Genomic DNA, 24361 nt, shown 5'->3' with positions numbered 1-24361 from the left:
TCGCTGTTAAAACCATCTAAAACTGGCGATAAGTAAAGCTTTTGAGTGCTTGCTGGAATGGCAAATTCTGTCACATCCGTATAGCACTTTTCCATTGTTTTAGAGCCTTCAAATTGACGTTGAATGAGATTATCTGCCTTCTTACCAACGTCTCCTTTATGAGAAGAATATTTTCGTTTCTGTCGCATTTTAGCTTGTAAATTGAGTACTTTCATCAAGCGTTGAACTCTTTTATGATTTACCAGATAACCACGATTTCTTAGTTCTAAATGAATCCGACGATAACCATAATTTCCCTTGTGTTCGATAAAAATGGATTGAATTTCAGCTTTAAGCTCTTGGTCCTTATCTGGTTTGTCTAGCTGTTTCAAGTGATAGTAGTAGGTCGAACGAGCTAGTTTCATGGCTTTTAGAAGAATATCTAACGAAAAATCAGTCATTAATTCTTGAACAATTTCTGTCTTTCTTCTTTCTCTTTTTCCTCCTTCAATCGGAGTTCTCTTAACTTTTTTAGGATGGCATTCTCCGCTCTCAGGTACTCATTTTCTGCTTGAAGACGCTCTAATTCTGTCCTCTCTTCAGGTCTCGTTTTTGGCTTACGTCCCATTTTAGGTACTCTCCCTCTTGTTTTCTCAACAATAGTATACCCGTTTTTCTTGTATTGTGCTAGCCAATTAAGAAGTATCGTACGACTTGGGAGGCCGTATTCAAGAGAAACTCTATCTTTAGTCCAGCCTTCATGTAAGACTTTATGAATCATTTCTTGCTTTAAATCAGGAGAATAGTAACGATTTTTTCCTTTTTTGACGAACTCTATTCCGTAACGATCAATCAATTTAATCATGTACCTAATATTAGAATTGTTTATCCTAAATTTATTTGAAAGCTTCTCCAAGCTATATCCTTGTTTTCTAAGTTCATAGATCTGAACTTTATCATCATAAGTTAACTTCATGATAAAAACACCCCAAAAGTTAGATTTTTTCTGTCTAACTTTTGGGGTGCAGTTCATTTCGTCCACCGTTTTTTTAGGAAGAAAGCAATCAAGAGCGAACAGATAAAGACAGCTGTTACAATGGCATGTTCCATCAAAAAAGTAAAACCGTAATAGGTTTCCACAAAACGTCTACCATTATCCGCATTCGCTCCTTTTAAAAAAGGTAGTGCAAAACTTAAAATAAAACAGAGTTCCAATATGTAATGTTTTCAGATTTTCATAGTACACCTCCTATATGTTGTGAACTAAAAATCCTCCTTTTATTAGCTCATAAATCAGTAGAATCTATCTCCTACTTCATCATTAAATTGTTCAGTCTCTATCTATCTCTATTATACGATATTTGATTACTATCATCAAGAAACCGCTTTATTTTTTTAGCTTTTTATGGTATGATAAACAAAATATCTAGGGGAAAACAAATGACCAACGAATTTTTACATTTTGAAAAAATCAGCCGCCAGACTTGGCAATCCTTACATCGAAAAACAACACCTCCTTTGACAGAAGAGGAATTAGAATCCATCAAGAGTTTTAATGACCAGATTAGTCTGCAGGATGTGACCGATGTCTATCTTCCCCTAGCCCATCTCATCCAGATTTACAAGCGTACCAAGGATGATTTGGCATTTTCAAAAGGAATTTTCCTTCAACGTGAAAGCAAAGCCCAGCCTTTTATCATTGGGGTTTCTGGGAGTGTTGCCGTTGGAAAATCCACAACCAGTCGCCTACTTCAAATCCTACTGTCCCGTACGCTTACAGATGCTACAGTTGAGTTGGTAACAACTGACGGATTTCTCTATCCTAACCAGACCTTGATTGAACAAGGGATTTTAAATCGTAAGGGATTTCCTGAAAGCTATGATATGGAAGCTCTTCTCAACTTCCTGGATCACATCAAAAATGGACAAGATGTAGATATTCCTGTCTATTCTCATGAAGTCTACGACATCGTACCTGAGGAAAAGCAAAGCGTCAAAGCTGCTGATTTTGTCATTGTTGAGGGAATAAATGTCTTTCAAAATCCACAAAACGAGCGTCTCTACATTACTGACTTCTTTGACTTTTCCATCTATGTTGATGCTGCCGTCGATGACATCGAGAGTTGGTATCTAGACCGTTTCTTGAAGATGCTGAGCCTAGCCCAAAACGACCCTAATAGCTACTATTATCGTTTTACACAAATGCCGATTGGGGAAGTGGAATCCTTTGCCCATCAGGTCTGGACCAGTATCAATCTCACAAATCTACAAAATTATATTGAACCAACTAGAAATCGTGCAGAAGTGATTCTTCATAAAACAAAGAACCATGAAATCGATGAAATTTACTTAAAAAAATAATTTTCCCTTGTCAAAACGTAAGTTTTCAGATATAATGGTATAGTTAGTAAATATGGAGGTAAGAACATTGGCAAACATTAAATCAGCTATCAAACGCGCTGAATTGAACGTTAAACAAAACGAAAAGAACTCAGCTCAAAAATCAGCTATGCGTACTGCTATCAAAGCTTTCGAAGCAAACCCATCTGAAGAACTTTTCCGTGCTGCTAGCTCAGCTATCGATAAAGCAGAAACTAAAGGTTTGATTCACAAAAACAAAGCAAGCCGCGACAAAGCTCGTCTTTCAGCTAAACTTGCTAAATAAGAAACAGTCCATAGAGGCTGTTTTTTTGTCCTCAAATAGGAAAAGGTAGAAAATGAAAATCGCAATTATCGGATATTCTGGTGCTGGTAAGTCAACTCTAGCTGAAAAGTTGTCTCACTACTACTCCATCCCAAAACTTCACATGGACACACTTCAATTTCAACCTGGTTGGCAAGACAGCGACCGCGAATGGATGTTGACCGAGATGAAAAATTTTCTCACCAATCATGAAGCTTGGGTCATCGATGGTAATTATTCTTGGTGCTATTACGAAGAAAGAATGCAGGATGCTGACCAAATCATCTTTCTTAATTTTTCGCCATTGACCTGTCTCTTTCGAGCCTTTAAGCGCTATTTAAAATACAGAGGAAAAGTGAGAGAAAGTATGGCTAAGGGATGCCCCGAGCAATTCAACTGGGAATTTATTCGTTGGATTCTCTGGGATGGACGAACAAAAAATGCTAAGGAAAGATACCAACACTTAAGCAATACTTACCCAGAAAAGATGCATATTCTCCATTCTCAAGCAGAGATTGATTATTTCTTGCAATCTCTTAAAAATAGACTATAGAGTAACATTCATTAAGGACAGTATGTAGTGAATGACTAAAAAAGGAAGATTTTCATTCAGAAAATCTTCCTTTTGTGTTCTCTTTTATTCAGCAATCAAGGTTTCTAATCCAACCTTCATCATATCAGTGAAGGTATTTTGACGTTCTTCTGCAGTTGTGTCTTCGTCTGGATTAACCAAGCTATCAGAGATTGTCATAATAGCTAGCGCGTCAACATGGTGTTGGGCTGCCAGATAGTAAAGTGCTGCTGCTTCCATTTCCACAGCCTTGACTCCCCATTTACCAAGCTCGATGTTCTTTTCAAAGTAGTTTGAATAAAAGACATCAGAAGACAAAACGTTCCCAACGTGGGTGGTCATACCGAGTTCTTTGGCGATATGGTAGGCCTTATCTAACAAATCAAAGCTAGCGATTTGTGGGAAATCGTACTGTGGCCAGTCGTTACGGATGATGTTTGAGTTGGTTGCCGCTGCCTGCGCCAAAACTAATTCACGAACGTGAACATCCTCATTCAAAGAACCTGCAGTTCCCACACGGATCAATTTTTTCACACCGTAGTCAACAATCAACTCACGCGCATAAATCGAAATAGATGGCATCCCCATCCCAGTTCCCATGACAGATACACGGTGACCCTTGTAAGTACCAGTGTAACCAAACATGTTACGCACTTCGTTAAAACAAACAGCTTCTTCAAGGAAATTTTCTGCAATAAACTTAGCACGAAGAGGATCCCCAGGAAGAAGAATTTTATCAGCAATTTCACCCTGCTGAGCAGCAATATGGATAGACATAATTAAGATATAAAGGGCTACAGAGAACAAAGTAAAAATAGGAAACTGACGTAGCATCGATGATGCTAGGAAGTTTATCTTTTTTACACAGTTCTCCGTCCGTATTCAGTTCAGCAAATACGGTTTACCCATCCTTTCTTTTATTGTTATGAAAAGTTTTCCGCTCGTGTTCAAATCAAAACACACGCTCTACCTTTCTGTTTAATTTTGTTCTTTCACAGAGAGCTACCTGAGTCCTATTCAAGCTCAGGTAGTACTTTCTTATAAACTAGACAAACTAACTGTCATTGTAGCATCAGATTACAAGACATCATCGTCACTCACCTTGGAATTCAATGTCGTGCCCCAATGAGTGATTTTTCGATGTGGTTGGGCGAGAAGAGGTCTGTTGTCATAGATTGTTTGCCATCTATTCCAGATAAGACCTGTTCTCTTTTCGATCTTAATTCGAAGATTTCTCATATTTTCTTTAATTGGAAGGTTGAGTACAAAACCTGCAATCTGGTTACGTCCATTTCCTTCCCAAGAATGACTTCGAACAACTGAATGACCATTTTTATCTACTATAACTTCTTCCCAAGTTATAGAATAGCGTGCAATGTAAGCTCCACTATGCTGAATAGTTAGGGTTTTATCTTTTACAGGAGTGTAATTTAACACTTGTATTGGCTTAGAAGTTGGTGGTGTTACAGCATTCTTAGCCATAAATCGAAACACTTCTACTTCAGCAAGACTGAGAGCTTGATTTTTTTGACGTAGTTGAATGCGAACACGGCGACCTAATTTACCATTCAACTGGAGATCTAAACTGCTTCCCTCTAAACGAGAAACATACTTTCTAGTAACTTCTTTCCCTTTTTCATCATATAAGATCACATCAAAGTCTGCCAAGCGTTTGGAAGGTTCGCCATCTCCACGATTATAAAGACGGACAAGTCCTACCTGTTCTGTACGACCTAAATCAACTTCCCACCAAGGTTGATTTTCAAATTTTGTATGAGTAATTGATTGCTGGCTGTAGCTACTATTAGTATTCCCATCTAGAGCACGACTAGCATCTCCTCCAAACTCGGTTGAGCTTTGGCGTGCTTGCTTTTTCCATGCGATATTCTCAGCACGCAAGACTTGAACTTCTGCGAGACTGAGAGCATTGTAGCCCTCTAACTCAATACGGACAAAACGAGCTTTTTTATAGTCAATTGCAATTTGTGCAGAGATATCTTTCAGAGATGCAATGCGCTTTCTCTCAATCTCTTTCCCAGAACTATCTAAAAGAATCACATTAAAATTCGTAAGTCTATCCTGAGCAGTATCTGTTCGATTATAGATGTTGATTTGACGAATCGTTTCTTCCCTGTCTAAATCGACTTGCCACCAAGGCTTAGATTGAAACTCTGTATGCGTTACAGAATGATGAGCATAATTCCCATCAACTTTTCCATCTACAGCCCTTCTAGCGTCACCTCCAAAAGCTGTCGAACTTTGGGTAACCCGTTTCCCTAGAGCTATATTTTCAAGAGGTTCAGCGCTTGGTTGATTAGATGACAGAGGGACTTGTTGTTTCTTAAAGAAAGAAATTTTTTCCAGTTTTGGATCACGGTAACCCTGCTTGTCCAATGTTGTTCGTTTTCCAATATTAAAGTTTGGAATATCATTCATACGGCTTTCAAAATAGCCACGCGAACGGTGTTTAACATTGGCACTTCCTGTAGATGTCACAACATCACTATCATTTTGTAGCACAGATGTAACCACATTATCGTTATCCACTACATAATGTTTAATTTTCCCATTTACAGCAAGCTTCCGACTTTCTAGTCCTACATCCCAGAAACCATTTTTGGCATTCCAGATTGTCCTTGAAGTAATGACCTTAGGTGCATTAAATGTTGTCACTTTTTTCAAAACATTATTATAAAAAGTAGGATATTTCTGATAAGCTTCAACTGCTGCTATTTGAGCTAAGTAACCTCCTAGCGAATGACCTGTCATATAGAAATTGGTTATAGTGGAATCCTGCGCCAATTCTTTTACAACTTTACGAATATCATCCGCTTGTGCAGGTTTATTTCCTCCTAGCAAGGTCAAGTCCGTTCTCAAATCTTTTGCATCATTCAGTCTTGTTCCACGTATAGCCAACATTTGAATAGTATTGTCTTTTAAATAAGGAAGATCACTCTTAGTTTCGAATAGATAAGCATCCAAACCGCTAGTTGTATGGTAAGCTTTTTTCATCTTCCAAAACGGGGCTAACTCATTGTGCATCATCTTATATTCTTGACGATTCAAGTAAAGACTCGGAAATGGATTTTTATGATCTAGAATTTTTTCGATATAGTCATCATCACGATAGGATAATTCCATAAAGAGAAGAGCGTCTCGATCTGTAACATACCATTGTTTCTTATTATCATCTTCTCCATCTGCTAGTCCATCCCCATCACTGTCTGCTAGTAATGGATGACTGTTATATCCTAGATAGTCCTTACCATCTTTACGATAAACATAAAGCTCATCCTTATTTTTGATACCATCCTGATCGTCATCACCTTCTAAATCAAGGACTTTTTCACCATAAAGAGAATTGTCAAGAAAATCATTTTCTGAGTGCAGTTCTCCTTTTGAGATTTTCAAAAGATCTTCTGCTGTCACAGGACGAGAAGTTGTAGACTCATTCTTTAAATTTTCCTCTTTATTCACTTCTTCAGGAACTAGAGTCGGCTCTGTTTTATGGGACTCCAGCTTTTCTTCTTCCTTCTGATTTTTAAGGACTTCTTTTGTTTCTGGAGTTGGTTGGATAACTGACACACTTTCCTCTATAAGAGGTGTTCCCTGTTTTTTATCAGCATTTTCTAGTTTTGTCGGACCATCCGTTGCATTTACTACTGCATGAGTCTCATTTTTCACAACTGGACTTCCTTCATTGGCAGAAATTCCTGTCGGTACTAAAAAAGCAAAGCCAACTGCAACAGATATAACTCCGATACTTAATTTTTTTATGCCAAAACGCATTATTCGCTGACCGATTTTCATTCTTTTTAACTTTCTTTTATTTTCCCCTATTTACCAATCAGATTACTAATCCTGTATGCTAGTTTGTTTTTACAAGTAATTTTCCCTAATCGATAAATAAGCATGTGATAGATTTTTGCTAAAAATATAGTAGTTGATTGGATTTTTGTTCATATTTTAATCACAACAAACCTAATCTTCTCTACTAAAGGTGTTGAGAACTAAAACCTTCATTTCTAGTCTGATCTCACCGCCACTTTTTTACAATTCAGCAAGAATTGCTTTAAGCAAACCTTTGAAATCACCTTTAACACGTTCAGTCACTTCTACAACTTCTTCGTGGTTGAGTTCTTCTTGGAATCCAGCTGCAAAGTTAGTAATACATGAAATTCCTAGAACTTTCAAACCTGAGTGGGTTGCTACAATAACTTCAGGAACAGTAGACATACCGACTGCATCAGCTCCCAGTGTCTTATAGGCACGAATTTCTGCTGGTGTTTCATAAGTCGGACCAGTAACACCGATATAGACACCTTCATCAAGCTTGATACCAAGTTTCTTAGCCACTTCATGGGCAGTAGCACGATATTCTGGAGTGTAGGCTTTAGACATATCTGGGAAACGTGGACCAAAGTCATCCAAGTTTTCACCCATCAATGGGTTTTGCCCTGTCATATTGATATGGTCTGAGATAGCCATCAAAGTACCAGGGCCATAACCAATACCACCAGCTGCATTGGTTACAATAACACCTTCACATCCGAGAACTTTCATGACACGTACTGGGAAAGTCACGACTTCCAGAGGATTGCCTTCGTAGAAATGGAAACGACCTTGAAGAGCCAAGACCTTGCGACCTGCCAGTTCACCATATACCAATTTACCAGCGTGACCGACTACTGTTGAACGCCCCCAGTTTGGAATATCAGCATAATCTACTACAACTGGATTTTCGATTTCTTCTGCCAATTCTCCAAGTCCTGATCCAAGGATTAGACCGAACTCAGGGGCTGCGATTCCCTTGTCTTTCAGGAAAGCAGCTGTTTCATTGATTTTATCTAAAAATGTCATTGTGTGTCTCCTTTATTAGTTTTTAGCATTTGACCGATTTTGTCAAAGGTTTTGGCATTGCGAATGGTAATATAGCGATAGAAAGGCATCTTGAGTAGGTGCTTGTGATAGGCAGTTGCATAGTAGGATTCTTCAGAAAATTTCCCCCAGAAAATCCCATGTCTTCCAAAATGAACCACTTCATCTACCAGTTCCAAACTGTCCACTTTCTCGATGACTTGATCCGCATCCAAGCCTTCTGTATAAAAGAGGACATCTTTTCGAGCCAGATCTTTGGTCCACCATTCAGGCAGATTTTCAAGTTCATCTTCATAATCCTCTTGACTCAGTAAAGAAAAGCTCTGAATAAATGGATAATGGACTGCAAAGAAAGCCTCTAACTTTTCAACCAATTGGGCTTTGGGAGCTGTCGAAGTAAAGAAAATATTGCCACTGTTGATGTAGGTTTCAACTTTTTCCAGTCCCAACTCTGTCAGTTCTTGCCGAAGCTCCGCCATGACAACTTTATTTTTCCCACCGACATTAATGCCCCGAACAAGTAAAGCATATCGCGTCATCTTATACCAATTTATCTAAGAAACTTTCCCCAATCATGGCAGTTTCAACACCAAAGTTATCCGCAACTGTCGCTGAGATATCTGCAAAATGTCCGATAGGAATGACACCATTTCCTTTAAAGGCAGGGCTGTAGGCCAATAATGGAATATATTCACGAGTGTGGTCTGTTCCTGCATACGTTGGGTCATTTCCATGGTCCGCAGTAATCAAGAGAAGGTCGTTCTCTCTCATGGCTGCGATAATTTCAGGCAAGCGCTCATCAAACTCATGCAAGCAATCACGGTAACCGTGAGCATTGCGGCGGTGGCCGTAAAGGGCATCAAAGTCCACCAAGTTTGTGAATGAGAATCCTTTTTCAAACTCAGCAAGACCCATGGTCTTCAATAGTGTATCAATTCCGTGGCTGTTTGACTTGTTGTGACCCATATCATGGTTGATACCCGCACCGTTAAAGATATCATTGATTTTACCAACAGCATAAGTATCGATACCTGCTTCATTGAGTTTATCCAAAACAGTTGGTGCAAATGGAGATACGGCCAAGTCACGACGGTTTGCTGTACGAGTAAAGTTACCTGGCTCACCAACATATGGACGAGCAATGATGCGACCTAGAAGGGCTGGGCGCTCAAGGGTAATCGAACGAGCGTATTCACAGATACGATACAATTCATCCAGAGGAATGATGTCTTCGTGGGCAGCAATTTGCAAAACAGGGTCAGCTGAAGTATAGATAATCAACTCCCCAGTTTCCATCTGGCGTGGTCCAAAGTCATCGATAACGGCTGTACCTGAGTAAGGTTTGTTAGCTTCACGAATGACCTTGCGTCCTGAGAATTCTTCAATTTTTGTCAAGATTTCTTCTGGGAATCCATTCCAGAAAGTATCGAAAGGTTCTGTAATGTTAAGGCCCATGATTTCCCAGTGTCCAGTCATGGTATCCTTACCAAGAGATACTTCTTCCAATTTTGTTGCATATCCTGTTGGATTGCTTTCAGCTGGAACAGTCTTAAGAGGAGTTTCTCGAGGAATATTTCCAAGACCAATTTTAGCCATGTTTGGGACATTCAAACCAACTGTTTTAGAAATGTGTCCCAGTGTGTCAGAAGCTCCATCTGGAACTCCTGCATTGACAAAGTTATTAGCATCTGGTGCAGCACCGATTCCTACAGAATCTAATACCACCAAGTGAATACGATTAAATTTTGACATAATGTGTCTCCTTATTATGTTGATTATGTTGATTATTTTGATTTTGTTGAAGTTAAAATCTGAACTCCATCTTGTCCAGCAACGATGACCTTATCTACCATTTGGTTAAATAAGCCGTGTTCTACAACACCAACGACATGGTCCAATTCTTGCCCAAAGGCAATTGGATTTTCAATGACATCTAAGGCAAGGTCAATGATAAAATTCTGCATATCTGTCACAAAACGTTGACCGTCTTTTTCACGGAAACTTGGTTTGTAGCCAGCTCGCTCAAAACGACGGAAAACCTGTTCTGCGCCATACCGAACCACTTCCACAGGCAATTTAAAAGCACCTAGTTTGTCTACCAGCTTGCTTTCATCCACCACCCAAATATATTCTTTTGAGGGCGTTGCGACAACCTTCTCCATCAGAAGGGCACCACCACCACCTTTGATTCCATTAAACTGACTATCCACTTCGTCCGCCCCGTCGACTGTCACATCGACAAAGTCTACTTGGTCAATAGACTTGAGTGGGATATTAAGCCCTTCAGCCTGTTTACTAGTCACACTAGAAGTCGTTACAGCTGTAATCTGTAACCCTTCTTCCTTGATCCGACGACCGATTTCTTCTACGAAATAATAGGCAGTAGACCCCGTTCCAAGTCCGACTACCATGCCATCCTTGACAAACTCAGCAGCCTTGATGCCTGCCATTTTCTTCAGATTTTCCACTCAAACACCTCCATTAAAGAGCTACTTCTATTATAACATGTATCCGTTTTTATTTCATGGATACACTAGAAAAACCCGAACATTTTTATTTTTATGTCCACCTTGTTTTGGTAGTTAGAATCTTAGTTATGAGAACTTGTAGATAAAAACATGTCCTAGCCAAAAGCAGCAACAGTTGATTTTTTATCATAAAGATGATTAAATAGTTAAGTACAGAAAAGGAGAAATAAGATGAACCCATTAGATTTGTTTAACCAAGTAAAAGAATTAATCGAAACAAAAGATTTCGAAGCTGCAAAAACATTTGTTGCAGAAAATCAAGACCAACTTGGAGAATACTTCTCTCAAGCTCAGCAGTTGATTTCTGGTTCTGAAGGTCTAGATGGCCTCGTTGGAAAGATTAAAGGATTTTTCTAAAAGATATAAAGGCGCCTGAAACAATCAGGTGCCTTTTTGAGATATTTTTTTCATTATTTTAGGCAGATAACTGCTGATTTCCGTCGGCAAGACCACATAATGTTCTTGAGCTAGTTCTTGGGCTATGGCTGAATGAAGATGGGTTGCTACTGCCACACGTTCGTAGAGACTGGCCTGTCGAAATTGGCCTGCAAATCCTGCGATTATCCCAGCCAGAGTATCTCCCATTCCCCCAGTCGCCTGATAGGGACCGCCAACCTGTAACTGGTAATAATCAGATTGGCTAACTTGCCAAATACGAGTAGCTGGACCTTTCTCCACCAAAATTGTTCCTTGAGGGAAGGAAGTCAGGGCACTAGCTGTTGCATCTTCGCTTTGATTTTCAATCGTAATTCCAGATAATTTTTCCCATTCTTTTTGGTGGGGAGTTAGGATAAGCTGGTTAGACGGAAATGACAAACTTGTCCTAGCAAGGATGGTTCTACAATCAAAATCTGATTCTTTTTTAAGCTAGCAAAGACCTGTTTTACTAGGTTTTCTCCAAAAGCATCGTCTCGTAAACCAGGTCCCACTAAGACCACTTCTGCCTTCTCCAACTGCTCTTTTAACAGTTGCTGGTCTTGAAGAGAAAAGGCCATGGCCTCAGGTAAATGGCTGTGCAGAGCTGAAATATTTCCCTGTCCGTTCCGATGGTCACCAATCCTGCACCGCTTTTTACAGTTGCTAAAGCAGCCATGATGATGGCACCACCATAAGGATAGGTACCACCAAGCAATAGCAGACGACCGTAATTTCCTTTATGACTTGTACGAGAACGTTCAATAATGACTTTTTCTAGTAGAGCTTGATCAATCACTTTCATCTTTTTTCCTCGACTATCCTTTACCTGATTGTTTTAAGACAATCCGATACACTTTTTTAGTCCACTCTTCCAAACCTTCTCCATCATGGTCAAGATAATACACCCTATCCAGTAATTGACTTGGAATAATATTTTCAAATTGGCTCTTATTATGAGTTGGAATAATGCAAATATATAACTCACTAAATAAATTCAACATGTCCTTAATTTTTGCAACATGGTAGCCATCAAAAATATAACCGGTAAGTTTAATCAAATCTGTATAGATAAAATGAAAACTCACTCCAGGAATAAACTTGTCTTGTAATTCTTTCTCTGAAGAAGCTCGACCTAATAAACGTTCCATCGCTAATCGATAACCAGAACTTGTATTTGACCACCCTAACATGACATAGTCAAAATAATCTATCGGATCCGATGCAGCATTTCGACTATCCAAAACCAACTCCTCAGCATCTCGCCCAAAGGCTTTCACAGCAGACAAGAGCTGGCCTGTTTTAAATATAGAAATTGCTGCATCTATAGTCGTAGTATGACTACAGTAGTCTGAAGTCACTAAGCTCTTATATAGATCATAAGTCGAGGCTACTATTTTATCTGTAGGGGTAAATGGTGGCAGAAAGGAATGCTGAAAGATGTAATCTAAAACCTCTTTTTTTAAACAAGAATCAGCACACTCAATATTTGTTTGACGTTTATGAAGCTTTTCGTAAGCTATAAATTTAGCAATTTTTTCTAATTCCCATTCTTGAATATTTGGATAATCAATCAGTGCTAAGTAGTATATTCCATCCCATTGTAAACTATATTCCCCATTATAAATTTTTAAAATCATCTAATCACCTCACTTTATTATACAACAAAAAGGAGGTGCATACCTCCTTTTATAAACTTATTTCTAAAATTTAATATTTATTTCTTCCATTTTAGATATAGCTATAGATAATACACTTTCCTCAGAAAATTTTTCTCTTATTTTCTATCCAATGTCCGGAGTGCTGCCTGATAGGTTTGCTCCATCAGCATAGTAATGGTCATAGGACCGACACCTCCAGGAACTGGCGTAATATGGCTAGCAAGTGGGGCAACTGCCTCATAATCCACATCCCCACAGAGCTTACCATTTTCATCGCGGTTCATCCCAACGTCAATGACTACCGCACCTGGTTTGACAAAGTCAGCAGTCACAAACTTGGCACGACCGATTGCTACTACGAGAATATCCGCTTTTGCAGCAACCTTAGCGAGATTATGGGTGCGTGAGTGGGTCAAAGTCACTGTTGCATTTTTGGCCAAAAGAAGCTGGGCCATAGGTTTTCCAACAATATTGGAACGACCGATGACGACCGCATTTTTACCTTCCAAGTCAATCCCATATTCATGAAACATTTCCATAATTCCTGCAGGTGTAGAAGGAATCATGACTGGATGACCAGACCAGAGACGTCCCATGTTTAGGGGATGGAAACCATCTACGTCCTTTTCAGGATCAATAGCTAATAAAACTGCCTCTTCGTCAATATGTTTTGGTAATGGTAACTGGACCAAAATTCCATGCCAAGCTGGATCTTGATTGTATTTGGCAATCAAGTCTAACAATTCCTCTTGAGTAATGGTATCTGGAACTCGCACAACTTCACTACGGAAACCAGCCGCAAGGGCTGACCTCTCCTTGTTACGAACGTAGACTTGGCTGGCAGGATTGTCCCCAACCAAAATCACTACCAAACCAGGTAATAGCCCCGTTTCTTCCTTTAATCTTTCAGTCTTTTCAGCCAGCTGTCCTTGTAACTTAGCTGCTAGAGCCTTCCCATCAATAATCTGTGTCATATCACTTCTCTTTTCTTTCAAATATCTTCCATTATACCAAAAACTGTTGGTCCCCTCTAACACTTCTTTCCTAGGCTATCTTATAGTTTCAAACTATAAGAAAAAGCTCGAGTCGAGCTTTTCATTAATCTATATTTTATATGTAAAGTTGGCTACAAATAGCTAAACAAAGCTAACTTATAAAACCTTACTCAAGAAGTCCTTAGTCCGTTGTTCTTGGGTTTGTTCAAAAATCTGTTCAGGTGTTCCGTCTTCAACAACCACACCGTCTGCCATAAAGATGACACGATCTGCCACCTCACGGGCAAATCCCATCTCATGTGTTACGATAACCATAGTCATTCCTGACTTGGCAAGGTCTTGCATAACAGCTAGAACTTCTCCAACCATCTCAGGGTCCAGAGCTGAAGTCGGCTCGTCAAAGAGCAAAACATCAGGTTCCATGGCCAACCCACGCGCGATGGCAATCCGTTGTTGCTGCCCACCCGACAAACTCTGTGGATAAGCAGTTGCCTTATCTGGTAAACCAACTTTTTCCAAAAGTTCCTGAGCTCTCTTCTCAGCAACTTCCTTACTTTCACCTTTGGTCTTGATAGGAGACAAGGTGATATTTTCCATCACAGTCATATTAGGAAAGAGATTAAATTGTTGGAAAACCATGCCCATCTTTTCACGCATGGCAAAGAGGTCATTCTTCTTGTCCGTAATATCGACTCCCTCAAAGATAACCTTCCCCTTGGTCGCTTCTTCCAACAAATTCATAGAGCGAAGCAAGGTAGATTTCCCGCTCCCTGAAGGACCGATGATAACGACAACTTCTCCTCTTTTAATCTCGAGGTTGATGCCCTTCAATACTTCATTCTTTCCAAAGGATTTATGTAAATTTTCAATTTTTATCAAGGTTTCTGTCATTATTTCTTATCTCCTTGTCCCATACGTTTTTCAAATGCTTTCAAAGCTACTGTCAAAATAGAGGTCATAATCAAGTAGTAAAAGGCTGCAAATAAAAGTGGTGTTAAAGGTAGATAGGTTGTTGTAGAAACTGTTGTAGCTCCGTTCCACAACTCCATAACACCAATAGCTGATAAGAGGGAACTATCCTTGATAATAGTGATAAATTCGTTCCCCAATGCTGGTAAGATATTTTTGATTGCTTGTGGCAAAATCACATAGCGCATCGCATTTTTAGGACGAATCCCTAAAGAATAAGCCGCTTCTAACTGCCCCTTAGGAACCGCATTAATCCCAGCACGAACAGTCTCAGAAACATAAGCACCACTGTTCATAGAGATAATCAAAATCCCTGGAATCAGACGGGAAAGGTCAACACCTAAAATTCCAACCTGAATAGTCGGAGCATTGATGTGCATAAGGGCAAAGGCAATCATAATCTGAACCATCATCGGTGTCCCACGGAAAATCCAAACGTACAAGTTGGCGAGCCAAACAAACGGTTTAAACTTTGAACGTTGCCCAAAAGCCAAGACAACACCCAAAATAGTTCCCAAAAAGACAACACAGATAGAAATGAGAACCGTCACGACAGCCCCATAGTTAAAATAAGGTAAATACTTAGGTAAGAAAGAAAAATTCATAGTCACACTGCTTTCTAAAATAGAATACTGTATGATTATAACATGTATTGAATTAAAATTCAAACTTTTTATCTGATTTATTCAAAAAATCTTTAAGCTGGTAGAATTAGCGAGAAATCTTAGTTTTTTCTAGTCAAGTTGGCCTCCTTTATGGTAAAATAGTAACGATAAGAAATGAAGGAGAATCAAAATGGAATCACATTTGGTTAGAATCATCAACCGCCTTGAAGCAATGGCAAAAGACGGCGGAAATTTAAAACGTAATTTTGAACGCGAAGGAGTTGTTGTTGCAGAAGTTGCATACAGCCACGACGAAGAAAACGGCTCAATCTTTACCCTTCGTGATGTCGAAGCTCGCGAAACTTATACTTTTGACAGCATTGACTTGATTGCAATGGAGATTTACGAACTCCTTTACTAATACAAAACAAGCTGGGATTACACCCTGCATGTCTAACCAAAATCCTTTTTGTCTCACAAATAGGATTTTTTTATTCCCTAAAATCTCAAAAATTTTCATTGTAGCAACTTCTCAAAGCTGCAATCTTTTTACTTGCTTTACACCCCAATCCTGTTATAATGAGAGTATAGAAATTTGACTATTATTGACCTTTGGACAGGCCAAGCTAAAGAAAGAAATGAGGTAGATGTATGCTTTGTCAAAACTGTAAAATCAATGACTCAACAATTCATCTTTATACCAATCTCAATGGAAAGCAAAAACAAATTGACCTCTGTCAAAACTGCTATAAGATTATCAAGACAGATCCTAACAATAGCCTCTTTAAAGGTATTACGGATCTGAACAATCGTGACTTTGATCCCTTTGGTGACTTCTTCAATGACCTAAACAATTTTAGACCTTCTAGCAATACTCCTCCGACTCCTCCAACCCAATCAGGTGGAGGTTACGGTGGAAACGGCGGTTATGGTTCCCAAAATCGTGGACCTGCTCAAACTCCTCCACCAAGCCAAGAAAAAGGTCTACTGGAAGAATTTGGTATCAACGTAACTGAAATTGCCCGTCGTGGAGATATTGACCCCGTTATTGGGCGCGACGATGAGATTATCCGTGTCATCGAAATTCTCAATCGCAGAACTAAGAATAATCCTGTTCTTATCGGTGAACCAGGTGTCGGAAAAACTGCCGTTGTCGAAGGTCTAGCTCAGAAAATCGTTGATGGCGATGTTCCCCATAAACTACAAGGCAAACAAGTCATCCGTCTGGATGTGGTTAGCCTAGTTCAAGGAACGGGCATCCGTGGACAATTTGAAGAACGCATGCAAAAACTCATGGAAGAAATTCGCAAACGTGAGGACATCATTCTCTTTATCGATGAAATCCATGAAATAGTCGGTGCGGGTTCTGCTGGCGATGGCAATATGGATGCAGGAAATATCCTCAAGCCAGCCCTTGCTCGTGGTGAACTGCAACTGGTCGGTGCCACTACCCTCAATGAATATCGTATCATTGAAAAAGATGCTGCCCTAGAGCGTCGTATGCAGCCTGTCAAAGTCGATGAACCAACCGTGGAAGAAACAATCACTATCCTCAAAGGGATTCAAAAGAAATACGAAGACTACCACCACGTTCAGTATACCGATGCTGCAATTGAAGCAGCTGCAACTCTTTCCAATCGCTACATCCAAGATCGCTTCTTGCCTGACAAGGCCATCGACCTCCTAGATGAAGCTGGTTCTAAGATGAACTTGACCTTGAATTTTGTGGATCCTAAAGTAATTGATCAACGCTTGATTGAGGCTGAAAATCTTAAATCTCAAGCTACACGAGAGGAAGATTTTGAGAAGGCGGCTTATTTCCGCGACCAGATTGCCAAGTATAAGGAAATGCAAAAGAAAAAGGTCACAGACCAAGATACTCCTATCATCAGTGAGAAAACCATTGAGCACATTATCGAGCAGAAAACCAATATCCCTGTTGGCGATTTGAAAGAGAAAGAACAATCTCAACTCATCCATCTAGCCGAAGATCTCAAGTCTCATGTTATTGGACAAGATGATGCTGTCGATAAGATTGCCAAGGCTATTCGCCGGAATCGTGTCGGTCTCGGTACCCCTAACCGCCCAATCGGAAGCTTCCTCTTTGTCGGACCAACTGGGGTCGGTAAGACAGAACTTTCCAAACAATTAGCTATCGAACTCTTTGGTTCTGCTGATAGCATGATTCGCTTTGACATGAGCGAATACATGGAAAAACACAGCGTAGCTAAGTTGGTCGGTGCCCCTCCAGGTTATGTTGGCTACGATGAGGCTGGGCAATTAACTGAAAAAGTTCGCCGCAATCCGTATTCTCTTATTCTCTTGGATGAAGTAGAGAAAGCCCATCCAGATGTTATGCATATGTTCCTTCAGGTCTTGGACGATGGTCGTTTGACAGATGGGCAAGGACGTACCGTTAGCTTCAAGGATGCCATCATCATCATGACTTCAAATGCAGGTACAGGTAAGGCCGAAGCCAGCGTTGGATTTGGGGCTGCCAGAGAAGGACGTACCAACTCTGTTCTCGGTGAACTCGGTAACTTCTTTAGCCCAGAGTTTATGAACCGTTTTGATGGTATTATCGAATTTAAGGCTCTCAGCAAAGATAACCTCCTTCAGATTGTCGAGCTTATGCTTGCAGATGTTAACAAACGTCTTTCTAGCAACAACATTCATTTGGATGTAACCGACAAGGTCAAGGAAAAATTGGTTGACCTTGGTTATGATCCAAAAATGGGAGCACGCCCACTCCGCCGTACCATTCAAGACTATATAGAGGACGCAATCACTGACTACTACCTTGAAAATCCAAGTGAAAAAGACCTAAAGGCAGTTATGACCAGCAAGGGCAACATTCAAATCAAATCTGCCAAAAAAGCTGAAGTAAAGACTTCTGAAAAAGAAGTATAAATCCTATAGAAAAGGAGTAGAAAATGAAAATTTTCTGCTCCTTTTTATTAAAATAACTGTAATTTCTTGACAGCTTGCCCTTTGTCCATTATGATAATAATAACGATACTAGATAATGAGGAAAATGCAATGGCAAACCCAACTTTCGGAGAAAAAAAAGCGAATACAGACTATGTTGCACGCTATGGAGTGTATGCAGTTATCCCTGATGCTGAACAAAAACAAATTGTTCTTGTTCAAGCACCCAATGGCGCCTGGTTCCTACCAGGTGGTGAAATTGAAGCAGGTGAAAATCATCAAGAAGCCCTAAAGCGTGAATTGATTGAAGAGCTCGGCTTCACAGCTGAAATTGGTACCTATTACGGACAAGCTGACGAATATTTCTACTCTCGTCATCGTGACACCTACTACTACAATCCTGCCTATCTCTATGAAGCGACTTCTTTCAAAGAAGTGCAAAAGCCACTAGAAGACTTTAATCATATTGCCTGGTTCCCTATTGACGAGGCTATTGAAAATCTCAAACGTGGTAGCCATAAATGGGCTATTGAATCTTGGAAAAAACAGCATAAGATTGACTAAATCCAGCCACTTTATTCAAAAAGTGCTATAATAGAATTAGAAAATCGGAGGAAATGTTATGAAGCTTATCAATACGACAAACTCACACTCGCAACTTGTAAAAAGCCAGCTAGAAAGTACAGATGCAATCCTTGTTGAGGTCTATTCTGCAGGGAATACAGATGTTATTTTTACCCAAGCTCCGCTTCACTATGAAATCCTCATCTCAAACAAACACCGCGCTATTCGAGAACCTGAAATCGAAGCTATTCAAGAATTTTTCTTGAAACGTAAAATTGATAAGGACTCTATTGATGAGGCCAATATCAAAACCCTCTATTCAGAAAAATTAATTGGAATTTCGATTCCAACCAAATAAAATCTTGGAGAGATTAGAAAGTGCTTTGAACCTTATGGAACAAAATTAGGTTTATTTAGCTTTTTAAATCATCTCCAATTTTTTATCTTCAAATCTTATCATACAAGATTTTGTAGATAATTAAGGAGACAAACATGGGAGACATCATATATAGAGAGGCAAGAATTGAAGAAAGCGAAAAAATTGGAAAATTATTAGCCAATTCCTTTCTTGACTATCCCTTTTTAACAATTTTAAAAGACGATTTGAAGAAACCTGACTCCTATCCTGCTTTTGTAGAAACATTGCAAATTCTGCTTACTAGAGTCTATATTAAAAAAGGAAACTGTTTAGTTGCGGAACAAGATGGAGAATTACTTGCAGTTGCCCTTTTGCAACAAAAGGATTTCTGTATACTATCCTATCTACGAAATGGTGGGACAAACATTTTTCGCTACATTCGACTGCAAAATCTCCTTAAATACTTTGACTTTGTAAAACGTTCCAAAAAGCATTTAGAAAAATCTGGAGAGTTTGATTGATATTTGATGGCTTTAGCTGTCAATATAGAAAGTAAGGGACGGGGAATAGGTAGTACTTTTCTGACACAAGGGATTGAACCTTATGTCAAATCAAAAGGCTGTAAACACTTAGGTTTCATTACCAGCACAGCTAGAAATGCCTCATTCTACGAGAAAAACGATTATGTATTACTGGACCATATGGACTTAGAATACGGATCAAAATCAATTGGTAACTGGGCATTTTTAAAAACAATAAATAAATAAATAAATAAATAAATAAGATTTGGTGCTGCTTATCACAGAACCAAATCTTTTTTATTATGTTAGAAACGAATCGTCTCACGTGTTTTTTCGTATGAAGTGACAAAACGGTTGGTTACACCTGGTTCTGCAACTTCCAAAGCTTGCGAAATTTTATCAAATGAAGCATGATAGTCAAATTCTTTTTCAAAAATTTCTAATGATTCATTAAAAGCTTCTTGAATTCGTTCATCAAATGAGCGGTAACGGTTCGAATACTGTAGTAATTGTTCTGTCAACGTTGCATATTGAACAATATTATATGTTTCTTCTTCAAGTGCTTCCATATCATTTGTTGCAATTTCAAGCATCCGGTTCACAGCTTCGATATTGACCCGAGCTTCTTCTAGTTCAGCCATCAACTCTTCAGTATGGTTACTTGCTGTAAAGAACGACTGTAAGAAATTCTGAGGAATACCTGGAAGATTGCGTTTTTCCATATATCTCTTAATTGTGTGAAGACGATTAACATAAACATTTGCCTTCTGGCGAGCATTGATATCATCTTTTTCAATCTGAGCAAGACGTTGACTAACCGCAACTTGTTCATCTTCAATTTCCTTCAAAGTCGCTTGTAAGTTTTCCAAACGATCTTCAAGGAATGAATAAGGTTCAGAATGTTCCTCTTGTTCAGAAGTTAGTTCCAATACAGATTCTTCTAAAGATTCTAACTCAGCTTGTAATCTATGAACATGACTAACATCTGTTTCAGATAGTAGGTAATTGTTACTCAATCGTTGAATATCTTCCACTAAAACAGCATTACTATCTTTCATGTGTTTCAAATATGTAGGAAGGGTTGCAACTAAGCCTTCTACTACCTTTTGAGCTGCAATTTCTCGTGTAAAGATATCATAGAGTGCATTGATTTCTTCTTGAACTTGAGTATTTTCATACTCAGCATTATCCAACTCTAATTGTGCAATATTTTCGTGATTTTTCTTCAAAGCTTCATAAAGCAATTGGAAGCGAGATTCAATATCCGTTTCAGCAAAATGATAGTTAGCATCTAAAAGCTTACGGTAGCCATCTTCTAAATCTTCCAGTTGATCAGGTAGGTCTTTAGATAATGTTGCTACAATTGCTGGTATACGATCAACAATATGTGTCAAAGCCAAGATATGATTTTCAGCATTATCCAAAATCACAGCAGCTTCTACTGGGTCACCTGACGAATTTAAAGTTACAAACTGAGAAAACTCTGATTGGATATTTTCCAATTGTTTTTCAATTTCAGATAAACCTTGGCCATATTCTTCAGAATGATCAGCAACTCGGTGTTGCAACTCTTCAAACAAGTCCAAGGTATGAAGAACACGTCCACTATTTTTAGACTCTTGTTTCTCCAAATCTGCCAAGGCATTGCGAATTGCCGCAATATCTTCTTCAATCAAGGTAATTTGGCTCTCGATTTGGTCAATTTGATGACTGGCCTTGAAAAAACGGAATGAGTTGTTATAGCCTTCTGCCTCAAAAAGATTATTTTCGATATCGGCAAAAGAGTTAAGAGATAGGTCAACCCATTTTTGGTTCCACTCACGGAAAGTCACTTGACTTTGTCCAATCAAGTGCATATTTTTTACAGCTTCAACTTCATCGTTTACTGGAAGATTGTACAGCTCTTCTTTTTTCTCTTCTAAAATTGCTAATTTACTTTCATTGCGTTTTCTTACGTAGATTGCGATAGCATAGGCAATCACTAAGAAAACTGCAACTGCAATTGCAAGATAAAATACTAGTCTACCAGACATATTAAACTCCTTTTTTACTTGAAACAATCGTAATGATTATATCATATTTTTTAGACCAAGGGAACTACTTCTCCCGATTTTTTAGACATCAAGTGTACTATAGACGGCATTTTCTTCGATAAACTCACGACGAGGCTCTACTCGATCCCCCATCAACATATCAAAGATTTTATCTGCTTCTGCAGCATCATCCACAGAAACTCTAGCCATCAAGCGGTGTTCTGGATCCATGGTTGTTTCCCACAATTGGTGGTCGTCCATTTCACCAAGACCTTTATAACGCTGAATAGTCGGTTTGGTACGACCTTCACTATAACGGGCTAAAGCTTCTTGGAGTTTTATTTCTTGATCTGCACCTGGCTGGATGTATTCTTTAATCTCGCTTCCAACCTTGACACCATAGATTGGTGGTTGGGCAATATAAACATAACCAGCTTCTAGGATTGGTTTCATATAACGATAAATCAAGGTTAAAAGAAGGGTACGAATGTGGGCTCCATCGACATCGGCATCGGTCATCAAAACGAGTTTTTGGTAACGAGCTTTTGAAACATCAAATTCTGCGCCAAATCCTGTTCCCATCGCTGTAAAAAGACTTCTAATTTCTTCATTAGCAAGAATCTTATCCATACTAGCTTTTTCAACGTTCAAAATTTTACCGCGAATTGGAAGAATTGCCTGAAATTCACGGTTACGACCAGATTTGGCTGATCCACCAGCTGAGTCTCCTTCGACGATGAAAAGTTCCGTTTCAGCAGGGTTGTTAGAAGAACAGTCTGCTAGTTTCCCTGGAAGGTTGGAAATTTCCAAACCAGATTTTTTACGAGTGACTTCACGCGCACGCTTGGCAGCGACTCGAGCCTTAGCAGCTAAAATCCCTTTTTCCACGATTCGCTTGGCAATCTGTGGATTTTCCATTAGGAAATCAGAGAAAGCATCACTGAAGAGGCGATTGGTAATCTTAACCACTTCGCTATTTCCCAGTTTGGTCTTGGTTTGTCCTTCAAACTGTGGATTTGGGTGTTTAACTGAAATAACTGCAGTTAGTCCTTCTCGGACATCTTCCCCTGTCAGGTTGTCTTCATTGTCTTTAAGTAATTTATTCTTGCGAGCATAATCATTGATAACACGTGTCAAGGCTGTACGGAAACCTTGTTCATGCGTTCCACCTTCATGTGTATGAATATTATTGGCGAAACTCATGACATTTTCATGATAACCAGTTGTGTACTGCATGGCTACCTCAACTGTGATATCATCCATCTCACCGTCTGTATAGATTGGTGTAGCAAAGATTACATCCTTGTTCTCGTTGATATATTCAACATAACTAGCAATCCCACCTTCATAGTGGTAATGCTTAGTTTGTTCCAGACCTTCGCGCTTATCTGTGATGGAGATTTGAAGACCACGATTTAGAAAGGCTAACTCTTGAATGCGTTTGTTTAATTTATCGAAATCAAAGGTTGTTGTTTCAGTGAAGATTTCTGGGTCTGGTGTGAAGTGAACTGTTGTTCCCGTTTTATCCGTATCCCCAACCACCTCAAGGTCTGCGACAACATGACCACGACGGTATTCTTGGTAATGAATCTTACCGTTTTTGTGGACATGAACATCTAACTGAGTGGAAAGAGCATTAACTACTGACGACCCCACTCCGTGAAGACCACCTGAGACCTTATAGCCGCCACCGCCGAATTTTCCTCCAGCATGAAGGACTGTAAAGACAGTCTCAACGGCAGGTCGGCCTGTTTTTTCCTGAATATCGACTGGGATACCACGCCCATCATCGACAACAGTAATCGAATCATCTGGCTCAATAAAAACTTGAATATGGCTGGCAAATCCTGCCAAGGCCTCGTCAATTGAGTTATCAACAATTTCCCAGACTAGATGGTGAAGACCTTCTTTTGAGGTTGACCCGATATACATCCCTGGACGCATACGAACAGCCTCTAAGCCCTCTAAAACTTGAATTTGACTGGCATCATAATCCTGTGCCTGCAGATTTTTGATTTCTTCTGTCATCTTATTCCTTTTTCTTACATGTCTAATACTTGTATTAAATCCACGATACTGGTAAACAAGTGGGTATCCAAGCCTGCAGCTTGACCTGCTTCGATATCAATCAGCCGATCACCAATGACAAGCCCAGAATCAATCTGATACTTCTCTCTTAAATAAATCATAGACTCAGGATCTGGTTTTCTCTTAAAGCCTGAGTTAGAAGTCACTACTTCCGTAAAATAAGCTGCTATGGAGGTTTTTTCTAAAATTTCCAAGACCTGATCATTTCGATGAGAGACCAAAAAATGACGCCCACCTTGATTTGAAATGTCCTCCAATAAGTCAGAAACTCCATCAAATAAAATCGGGTGTTCAAGCTCTCTGGCTTCATTTTCCTTGTACTTTTCTAAAAAATGCTCTAAGTTGGGAGCGAATGTCTCAATTGCAAAATCAGTAGAAACCTTTAAAGCTTGATAGACACTGTCATGGTCTTGTGTGATACCATACAGTGCCAAAGTTTCAACAAAGGCAGCTGTTGAAGTTTCATAATTATCTAGTAAAGTTCCACCTAAATCCCAGATATAATCGTGATATTTCATAGCTTTCATTATACCATTTTTTCCTTAAAAAAGCGATGATTTCCCTGAGTTTTCCACATAAAAAAACG

At 39.3% G+C, this 24361-nt stretch carries 21 protein-coding genes and 4 pseudogenes; 9 read left to right on the top strand and 16 right to left on the bottom strand.

Annotated elements, in window-relative coordinates; all coding sequences use genetic code 11:
* Both M1F55_RS05235 and M1F55_RS05230 read right to left on the bottom strand, forming a co-directional pair.
* A pseudogene (locus M1F55_RS05235) lies at nt 1-955 on the bottom strand (IS3 family transposase); the annotation flags it as partial.
* A gap of 56 nt (nt 956-1011) precedes the next feature.
* A pseudogene (locus M1F55_RS05230) lies at nt 1012-1197 on the bottom strand (hypothetical protein); the annotation flags it as partial.
* Between the two features lie 222 nt (nt 1198-1419).
* Between M1F55_RS05230 and coaA the strand changes: the two are divergent.
* From coaA to M1F55_RS05215, 3 genes are all read left to right on the top strand, one after another.
* Nucleotides 1420-2340 (top strand): type I pantothenate kinase, encoded by a 921-nt coding sequence (gene coaA, locus M1F55_RS05225; RefSeq protein ID WP_247947425.1) that lies wholly within the window; start codon nt 1420-1422, stop codon nt 2338-2340.
* Nucleotides 2341-2407: 67 nt separating this feature from the next.
* A complete protein-coding gene (rpsT, locus tag M1F55_RS05220) occupies nt 2408-2644 on the top strand; it encodes a 30S ribosomal protein S20 (RefSeq protein WP_001274000.1) in 237 nt (78 codons plus the stop codon).
* A gap of 52 nt (nt 2645-2696) precedes the next feature.
* Nucleotides 2697-3215 (top strand): DNA topology modulation protein, encoded by a 519-nt coding sequence (locus M1F55_RS05215; RefSeq protein ID WP_247947424.1) that lies wholly within the window; start codon nt 2697-2699, stop codon nt 3213-3215.
* Nucleotides 3216-3299: 84 nt separating this feature from the next.
* On the opposite strand, the gene deoD is transcribed toward M1F55_RS05215, so the two are convergent.
* The 6 genes from deoD to rpiA form a co-directional block, all read right to left on the bottom strand.
* Nucleotides 3300-4010: a purine-nucleoside phosphorylase gene (deoD, locus tag M1F55_RS05210; RefSeq protein WP_247947428.1), complete on the bottom strand. Its 711-nt coding sequence runs from the start codon at nt 4008-4010 to the stop codon at nt 3300-3302.
* Nucleotides 4011-4310: 300 nt separating this feature from the next.
* Nucleotides 4311-7043 (bottom strand): galactose-binding domain-containing protein, encoded by a 2733-nt coding sequence (locus M1F55_RS05200; RefSeq protein ID WP_345772937.1) that lies wholly within the window; start codon nt 7041-7043, stop codon nt 4311-4313.
* A gap of 240 nt (nt 7044-7283) precedes the next feature.
* Nucleotides 7284-8093: a purine-nucleoside phosphorylase gene (locus M1F55_RS05195; RefSeq protein ID WP_247947423.1), complete on the bottom strand. Its 810-nt coding sequence runs from the start codon at nt 8091-8093 to the stop codon at nt 7284-7286.
* A complete protein-coding gene (locus M1F55_RS05190; RefSeq protein ID WP_247947422.1) occupies nt 8090-8650 on the bottom strand; it encodes a DUF1697 domain-containing protein in 561 nt (186 codons plus the stop codon). Before M1F55_RS05190 ends, M1F55_RS05195 begins: the two co-directional genes overlap by 4 nt.
* Nucleotide 8651: 1 nt before the next feature.
* Nucleotides 8652-9863: a phosphopentomutase gene (locus tag M1F55_RS05185; RefSeq protein ID WP_078238311.1), complete on the bottom strand. Its 1212-nt coding sequence runs from the start codon at nt 9861-9863 to the stop codon at nt 8652-8654.
* A gap of 32 nt (nt 9864-9895) precedes the next feature.
* The gene (gene rpiA, locus M1F55_RS05180; protein WP_247947421.1) at nt 9896-10579 is read right to left on the bottom strand and encodes a ribose-5-phosphate isomerase RpiA; all 684 of its coding nucleotides are present in this window, start codon (nt 10577-10579) and stop codon (nt 9896-9898) included.
* Nucleotides 10580-10810: 231 nt separating this feature from the next.
* On the opposite strand from rpiA, the gene M1F55_RS05175 reads away from it, so the two are divergent.
* Nucleotides 10811-10996, top strand: a complete 186-nt coding sequence (locus M1F55_RS05175) for a hypothetical protein (protein ID WP_001068557.1) — start codon at nt 10811-10813, stop codon at nt 10994-10996.
* Between the two features lie 24 nt (nt 10997-11020).
* Here the strand turns inward: M1F55_RS05175 and M1F55_RS05170 are convergent.
* The 5 genes and pseudogenes from M1F55_RS05170 to M1F55_RS05150 form a co-directional block, all read right to left on the bottom strand.
* Nucleotides 11021-11858: pseudogene (locus M1F55_RS05170) on the bottom strand (NAD(P)H-hydrate dehydratase).
* Nucleotides 11859-11871: 13 nt separating this feature from the next.
* Nucleotides 11872-12693, bottom strand: a complete 822-nt coding sequence (locus M1F55_RS05165) for a phosphate ABC transporter ATPase (protein WP_247947420.1) — start codon at nt 12691-12693, stop codon at nt 11872-11874.
* A gap of 137 nt (nt 12694-12830) precedes the next feature.
* A complete protein-coding gene (locus M1F55_RS05160; RefSeq protein WP_185761577.1) occupies nt 12831-13688 on the bottom strand; it encodes a bifunctional methylenetetrahydrofolate dehydrogenase/methenyltetrahydrofolate cyclohydrolase in 858 nt (285 codons plus the stop codon).
* A 177-nt stretch (nt 13689-13865) separates the two neighbouring features.
* The gene (locus M1F55_RS05155; RefSeq protein ID WP_000140957.1) at nt 13866-14600 is read right to left on the bottom strand and encodes an amino acid ABC transporter ATP-binding protein; all 735 of its coding nucleotides are present in this window, start codon (nt 14598-14600) and stop codon (nt 13866-13868) included.
* Nucleotides 14600-15283: an amino acid ABC transporter permease gene (locus tag M1F55_RS05150; RefSeq protein ID WP_033686685.1), complete on the bottom strand. Its 684-nt coding sequence runs from the start codon at nt 15281-15283 to the stop codon at nt 14600-14602. The genes M1F55_RS05155 and M1F55_RS05150 overlap by 1 nt, the downstream gene beginning before the upstream one ends.
* Before the next feature lie 190 nt (nt 15284-15473).
* Here M1F55_RS05150 and M1F55_RS05145 point away from each other — a divergent pair, with 190 nt between their 5' ends.
* From M1F55_RS05145 to M1F55_RS05125, 5 genes and pseudogenes are all read left to right on the top strand, one after another.
* Nucleotides 15474-15704 carry a DUF1797 family protein gene (locus tag M1F55_RS05145; protein WP_000443570.1) on the top strand — a complete coding sequence of 77 codons (231 nt, stop codon included), beginning with the start codon at nt 15474-15476 and terminating at the stop codon, nt 15702-15704.
* Between the two features lie 230 nt (nt 15705-15934).
* A complete protein-coding gene (locus M1F55_RS05140) occupies nt 15935-18193 on the top strand; it encodes an ATP-dependent Clp protease ATP-binding subunit (RefSeq protein WP_247947419.1) in 2259 nt (752 codons plus the stop codon).
* Between the two features lie 129 nt (nt 18194-18322).
* Nucleotides 18323-18775 carry an NUDIX hydrolase gene (locus tag M1F55_RS05135; protein ID WP_049509580.1) on the top strand — a complete coding sequence of 151 codons (453 nt, stop codon included), beginning with the start codon at nt 18323-18325 and terminating at the stop codon, nt 18773-18775.
* A gap of 58 nt (nt 18776-18833) precedes the next feature.
* A complete protein-coding gene (locus M1F55_RS05130) occupies nt 18834-19133 on the top strand; it encodes a DUF1827 family protein (RefSeq protein ID WP_247947418.1) in 300 nt (99 codons plus the stop codon).
* A gap of 134 nt (nt 19134-19267) precedes the next feature.
* Nucleotides 19268-19900 (top strand): annotated as a pseudogene (locus M1F55_RS05125) (GNAT family N-acetyltransferase).
* A 59-nt stretch (nt 19901-19959) separates the two neighbouring features.
* On the opposite strand, the gene ezrA reads toward M1F55_RS05125, so the two are convergent.
* The 3 genes from ezrA to M1F55_RS05110 all read right to left on the bottom strand — a co-directional run bounded on the left by ezrA (nt 19960) and on the right by M1F55_RS05110 (nt 24293).
* Complete coding sequence (gene ezrA / locus M1F55_RS05120) at nt 19960-21687, bottom strand: septation ring formation regulator EzrA (RefSeq protein ID WP_247947417.1); 1728 nt, start codon at nt 21685-21687, stop codon at nt 19960-19962.
* Nucleotides 21688-21768: 81 nt separating this feature from the next.
* Nucleotides 21769-23715 carry a DNA topoisomerase (ATP-hydrolyzing) subunit B gene (gene gyrB / locus M1F55_RS05115; protein WP_247947416.1) on the bottom strand — a complete coding sequence of 649 codons (1947 nt, stop codon included), beginning with the start codon at nt 23713-23715 and terminating at the stop codon, nt 21769-21771.
* 14 nt (nt 23716-23729) lie between these two features.
* Nucleotides 23730-24293, bottom strand: coding sequence for an HAD family hydrolase (locus M1F55_RS05110; RefSeq protein ID WP_247947415.1), 564 nt, complete (start codon nt 24291-24293; stop codon nt 23730-23732).
* Nucleotides 24294-24361: the final 68 nt, after the last annotated feature.

The sequence above is a fragment of the Streptococcus mitis genome, from assembly GCF_023109235.1.
Classification (GTDB): domain Bacteria; phylum Bacillota; class Bacilli; order Lactobacillales; family Streptococcaceae; genus Streptococcus; species Streptococcus mitis_DA.
Note: the sequence above shows the minus strand (reverse complement) of the source record. Positions and strands in the feature narration are given on the sequence as shown.

Excerpts from the sequence above, each read along its gene's own strand:
- M1F55_RS05150 (WP_033686685.1), bottom strand. The coding sequence starts at position 15,283 with ATGAATTTTTCTTTCTTACCTAAGTATTTACCTTATTTTAACTATGGG.
- deoD (WP_247947428.1), bottom strand. The coding sequence starts at position 4,010 with ATGTCTATCCATATTGCTGCTCAGCAGGGTGAAATTGCTGATAAAATT.
- M1F55_RS05175 (WP_001068557.1), top strand. The coding sequence starts at position 10,811 with ATGAACCCATTAGATTTGTTTAACCAAGTAAAAGAATTAATCGAAACA.
- M1F55_RS05110 (WP_247947415.1), bottom strand. The coding sequence starts at position 24,293 with ATGAAATATCACGATTATATCTGGGATTTAGGTGGAACTTTACTAGAT.
- M1F55_RS05195 (WP_247947423.1), bottom strand. The coding sequence starts at position 8,093 with ATGACATTTTTAGATAAAATCAATGAAACAGCTGCTTTCCTGAAAGAC.
- M1F55_RS05155 (WP_000140957.1), bottom strand. The coding sequence starts at position 14,600 with ATGACAGAAACCTTGATAAAAATTGAAAATTTACATAAATCCTTTGGA.
- M1F55_RS05130 (WP_247947418.1), top strand. The coding sequence starts at position 18,834 with ATGAAGCTTATCAATACGACAAACTCACACTCGCAACTTGTAAAAAGC.
- M1F55_RS05215 (WP_247947424.1), top strand. The coding sequence starts at position 2,697 with ATGAAAATCGCAATTATCGGATATTCTGGTGCTGGTAAGTCAACTCTA.
- M1F55_RS05135 (WP_049509580.1), top strand. The coding sequence starts at position 18,323 with ATGGCAAACCCAACTTTCGGAGAAAAAAAAGCGAATACAGACTATGTT.
- M1F55_RS05165 (WP_247947420.1), bottom strand. The coding sequence starts at position 12,693 with ATGATTTTAAAAATTTATAATGGGGAATATAGTTTACAATGGGATGGA.
- M1F55_RS05145 (WP_000443570.1), top strand. The coding sequence starts at position 15,474 with ATGGAATCACATTTGGTTAGAATCATCAACCGCCTTGAAGCAATGGCA.
- gyrB (WP_247947416.1), bottom strand. The coding sequence starts at position 23,715 with ATGACAGAAGAAATCAAAAATCTGCAGGCACAGGATTATGATGCCAGT.
- M1F55_RS05200 (WP_345772937.1), bottom strand. The coding sequence starts at position 7,043 with ATGAAAATCGGTCAGCGAATAATGCGTTTTGGCATAAAAAAATTAAGT.
- coaA (WP_247947425.1), top strand. The coding sequence starts at position 1,420 with ATGACCAACGAATTTTTACATTTTGAAAAAATCAGCCGCCAGACTTGG.
- M1F55_RS05190 (WP_247947422.1), bottom strand. The coding sequence starts at position 8,650 with ATGACGCGATATGCTTTACTTGTTCGGGGCATTAATGTCGGTGGGAAA.
- M1F55_RS05185 (WP_078238311.1), bottom strand. The coding sequence starts at position 9,863 with ATGTCAAAATTTAATCGTATTCACTTGGTGGTATTAGATTCTGTAGGA.
- ezrA (WP_247947417.1), bottom strand. The coding sequence starts at position 21,687 with ATGTCTGGTAGACTAGTATTTTATCTTGCAATTGCAGTTGCAGTTTTC.
- M1F55_RS05160 (WP_185761577.1), bottom strand. The coding sequence starts at position 13,688 with ATGACACAGATTATTGATGGGAAGGCTCTAGCAGCTAAGTTACAAGGA.
- M1F55_RS05140 (WP_247947419.1), top strand. The coding sequence starts at position 15,935 with ATGCTTTGTCAAAACTGTAAAATCAATGACTCAACAATTCATCTTTAT.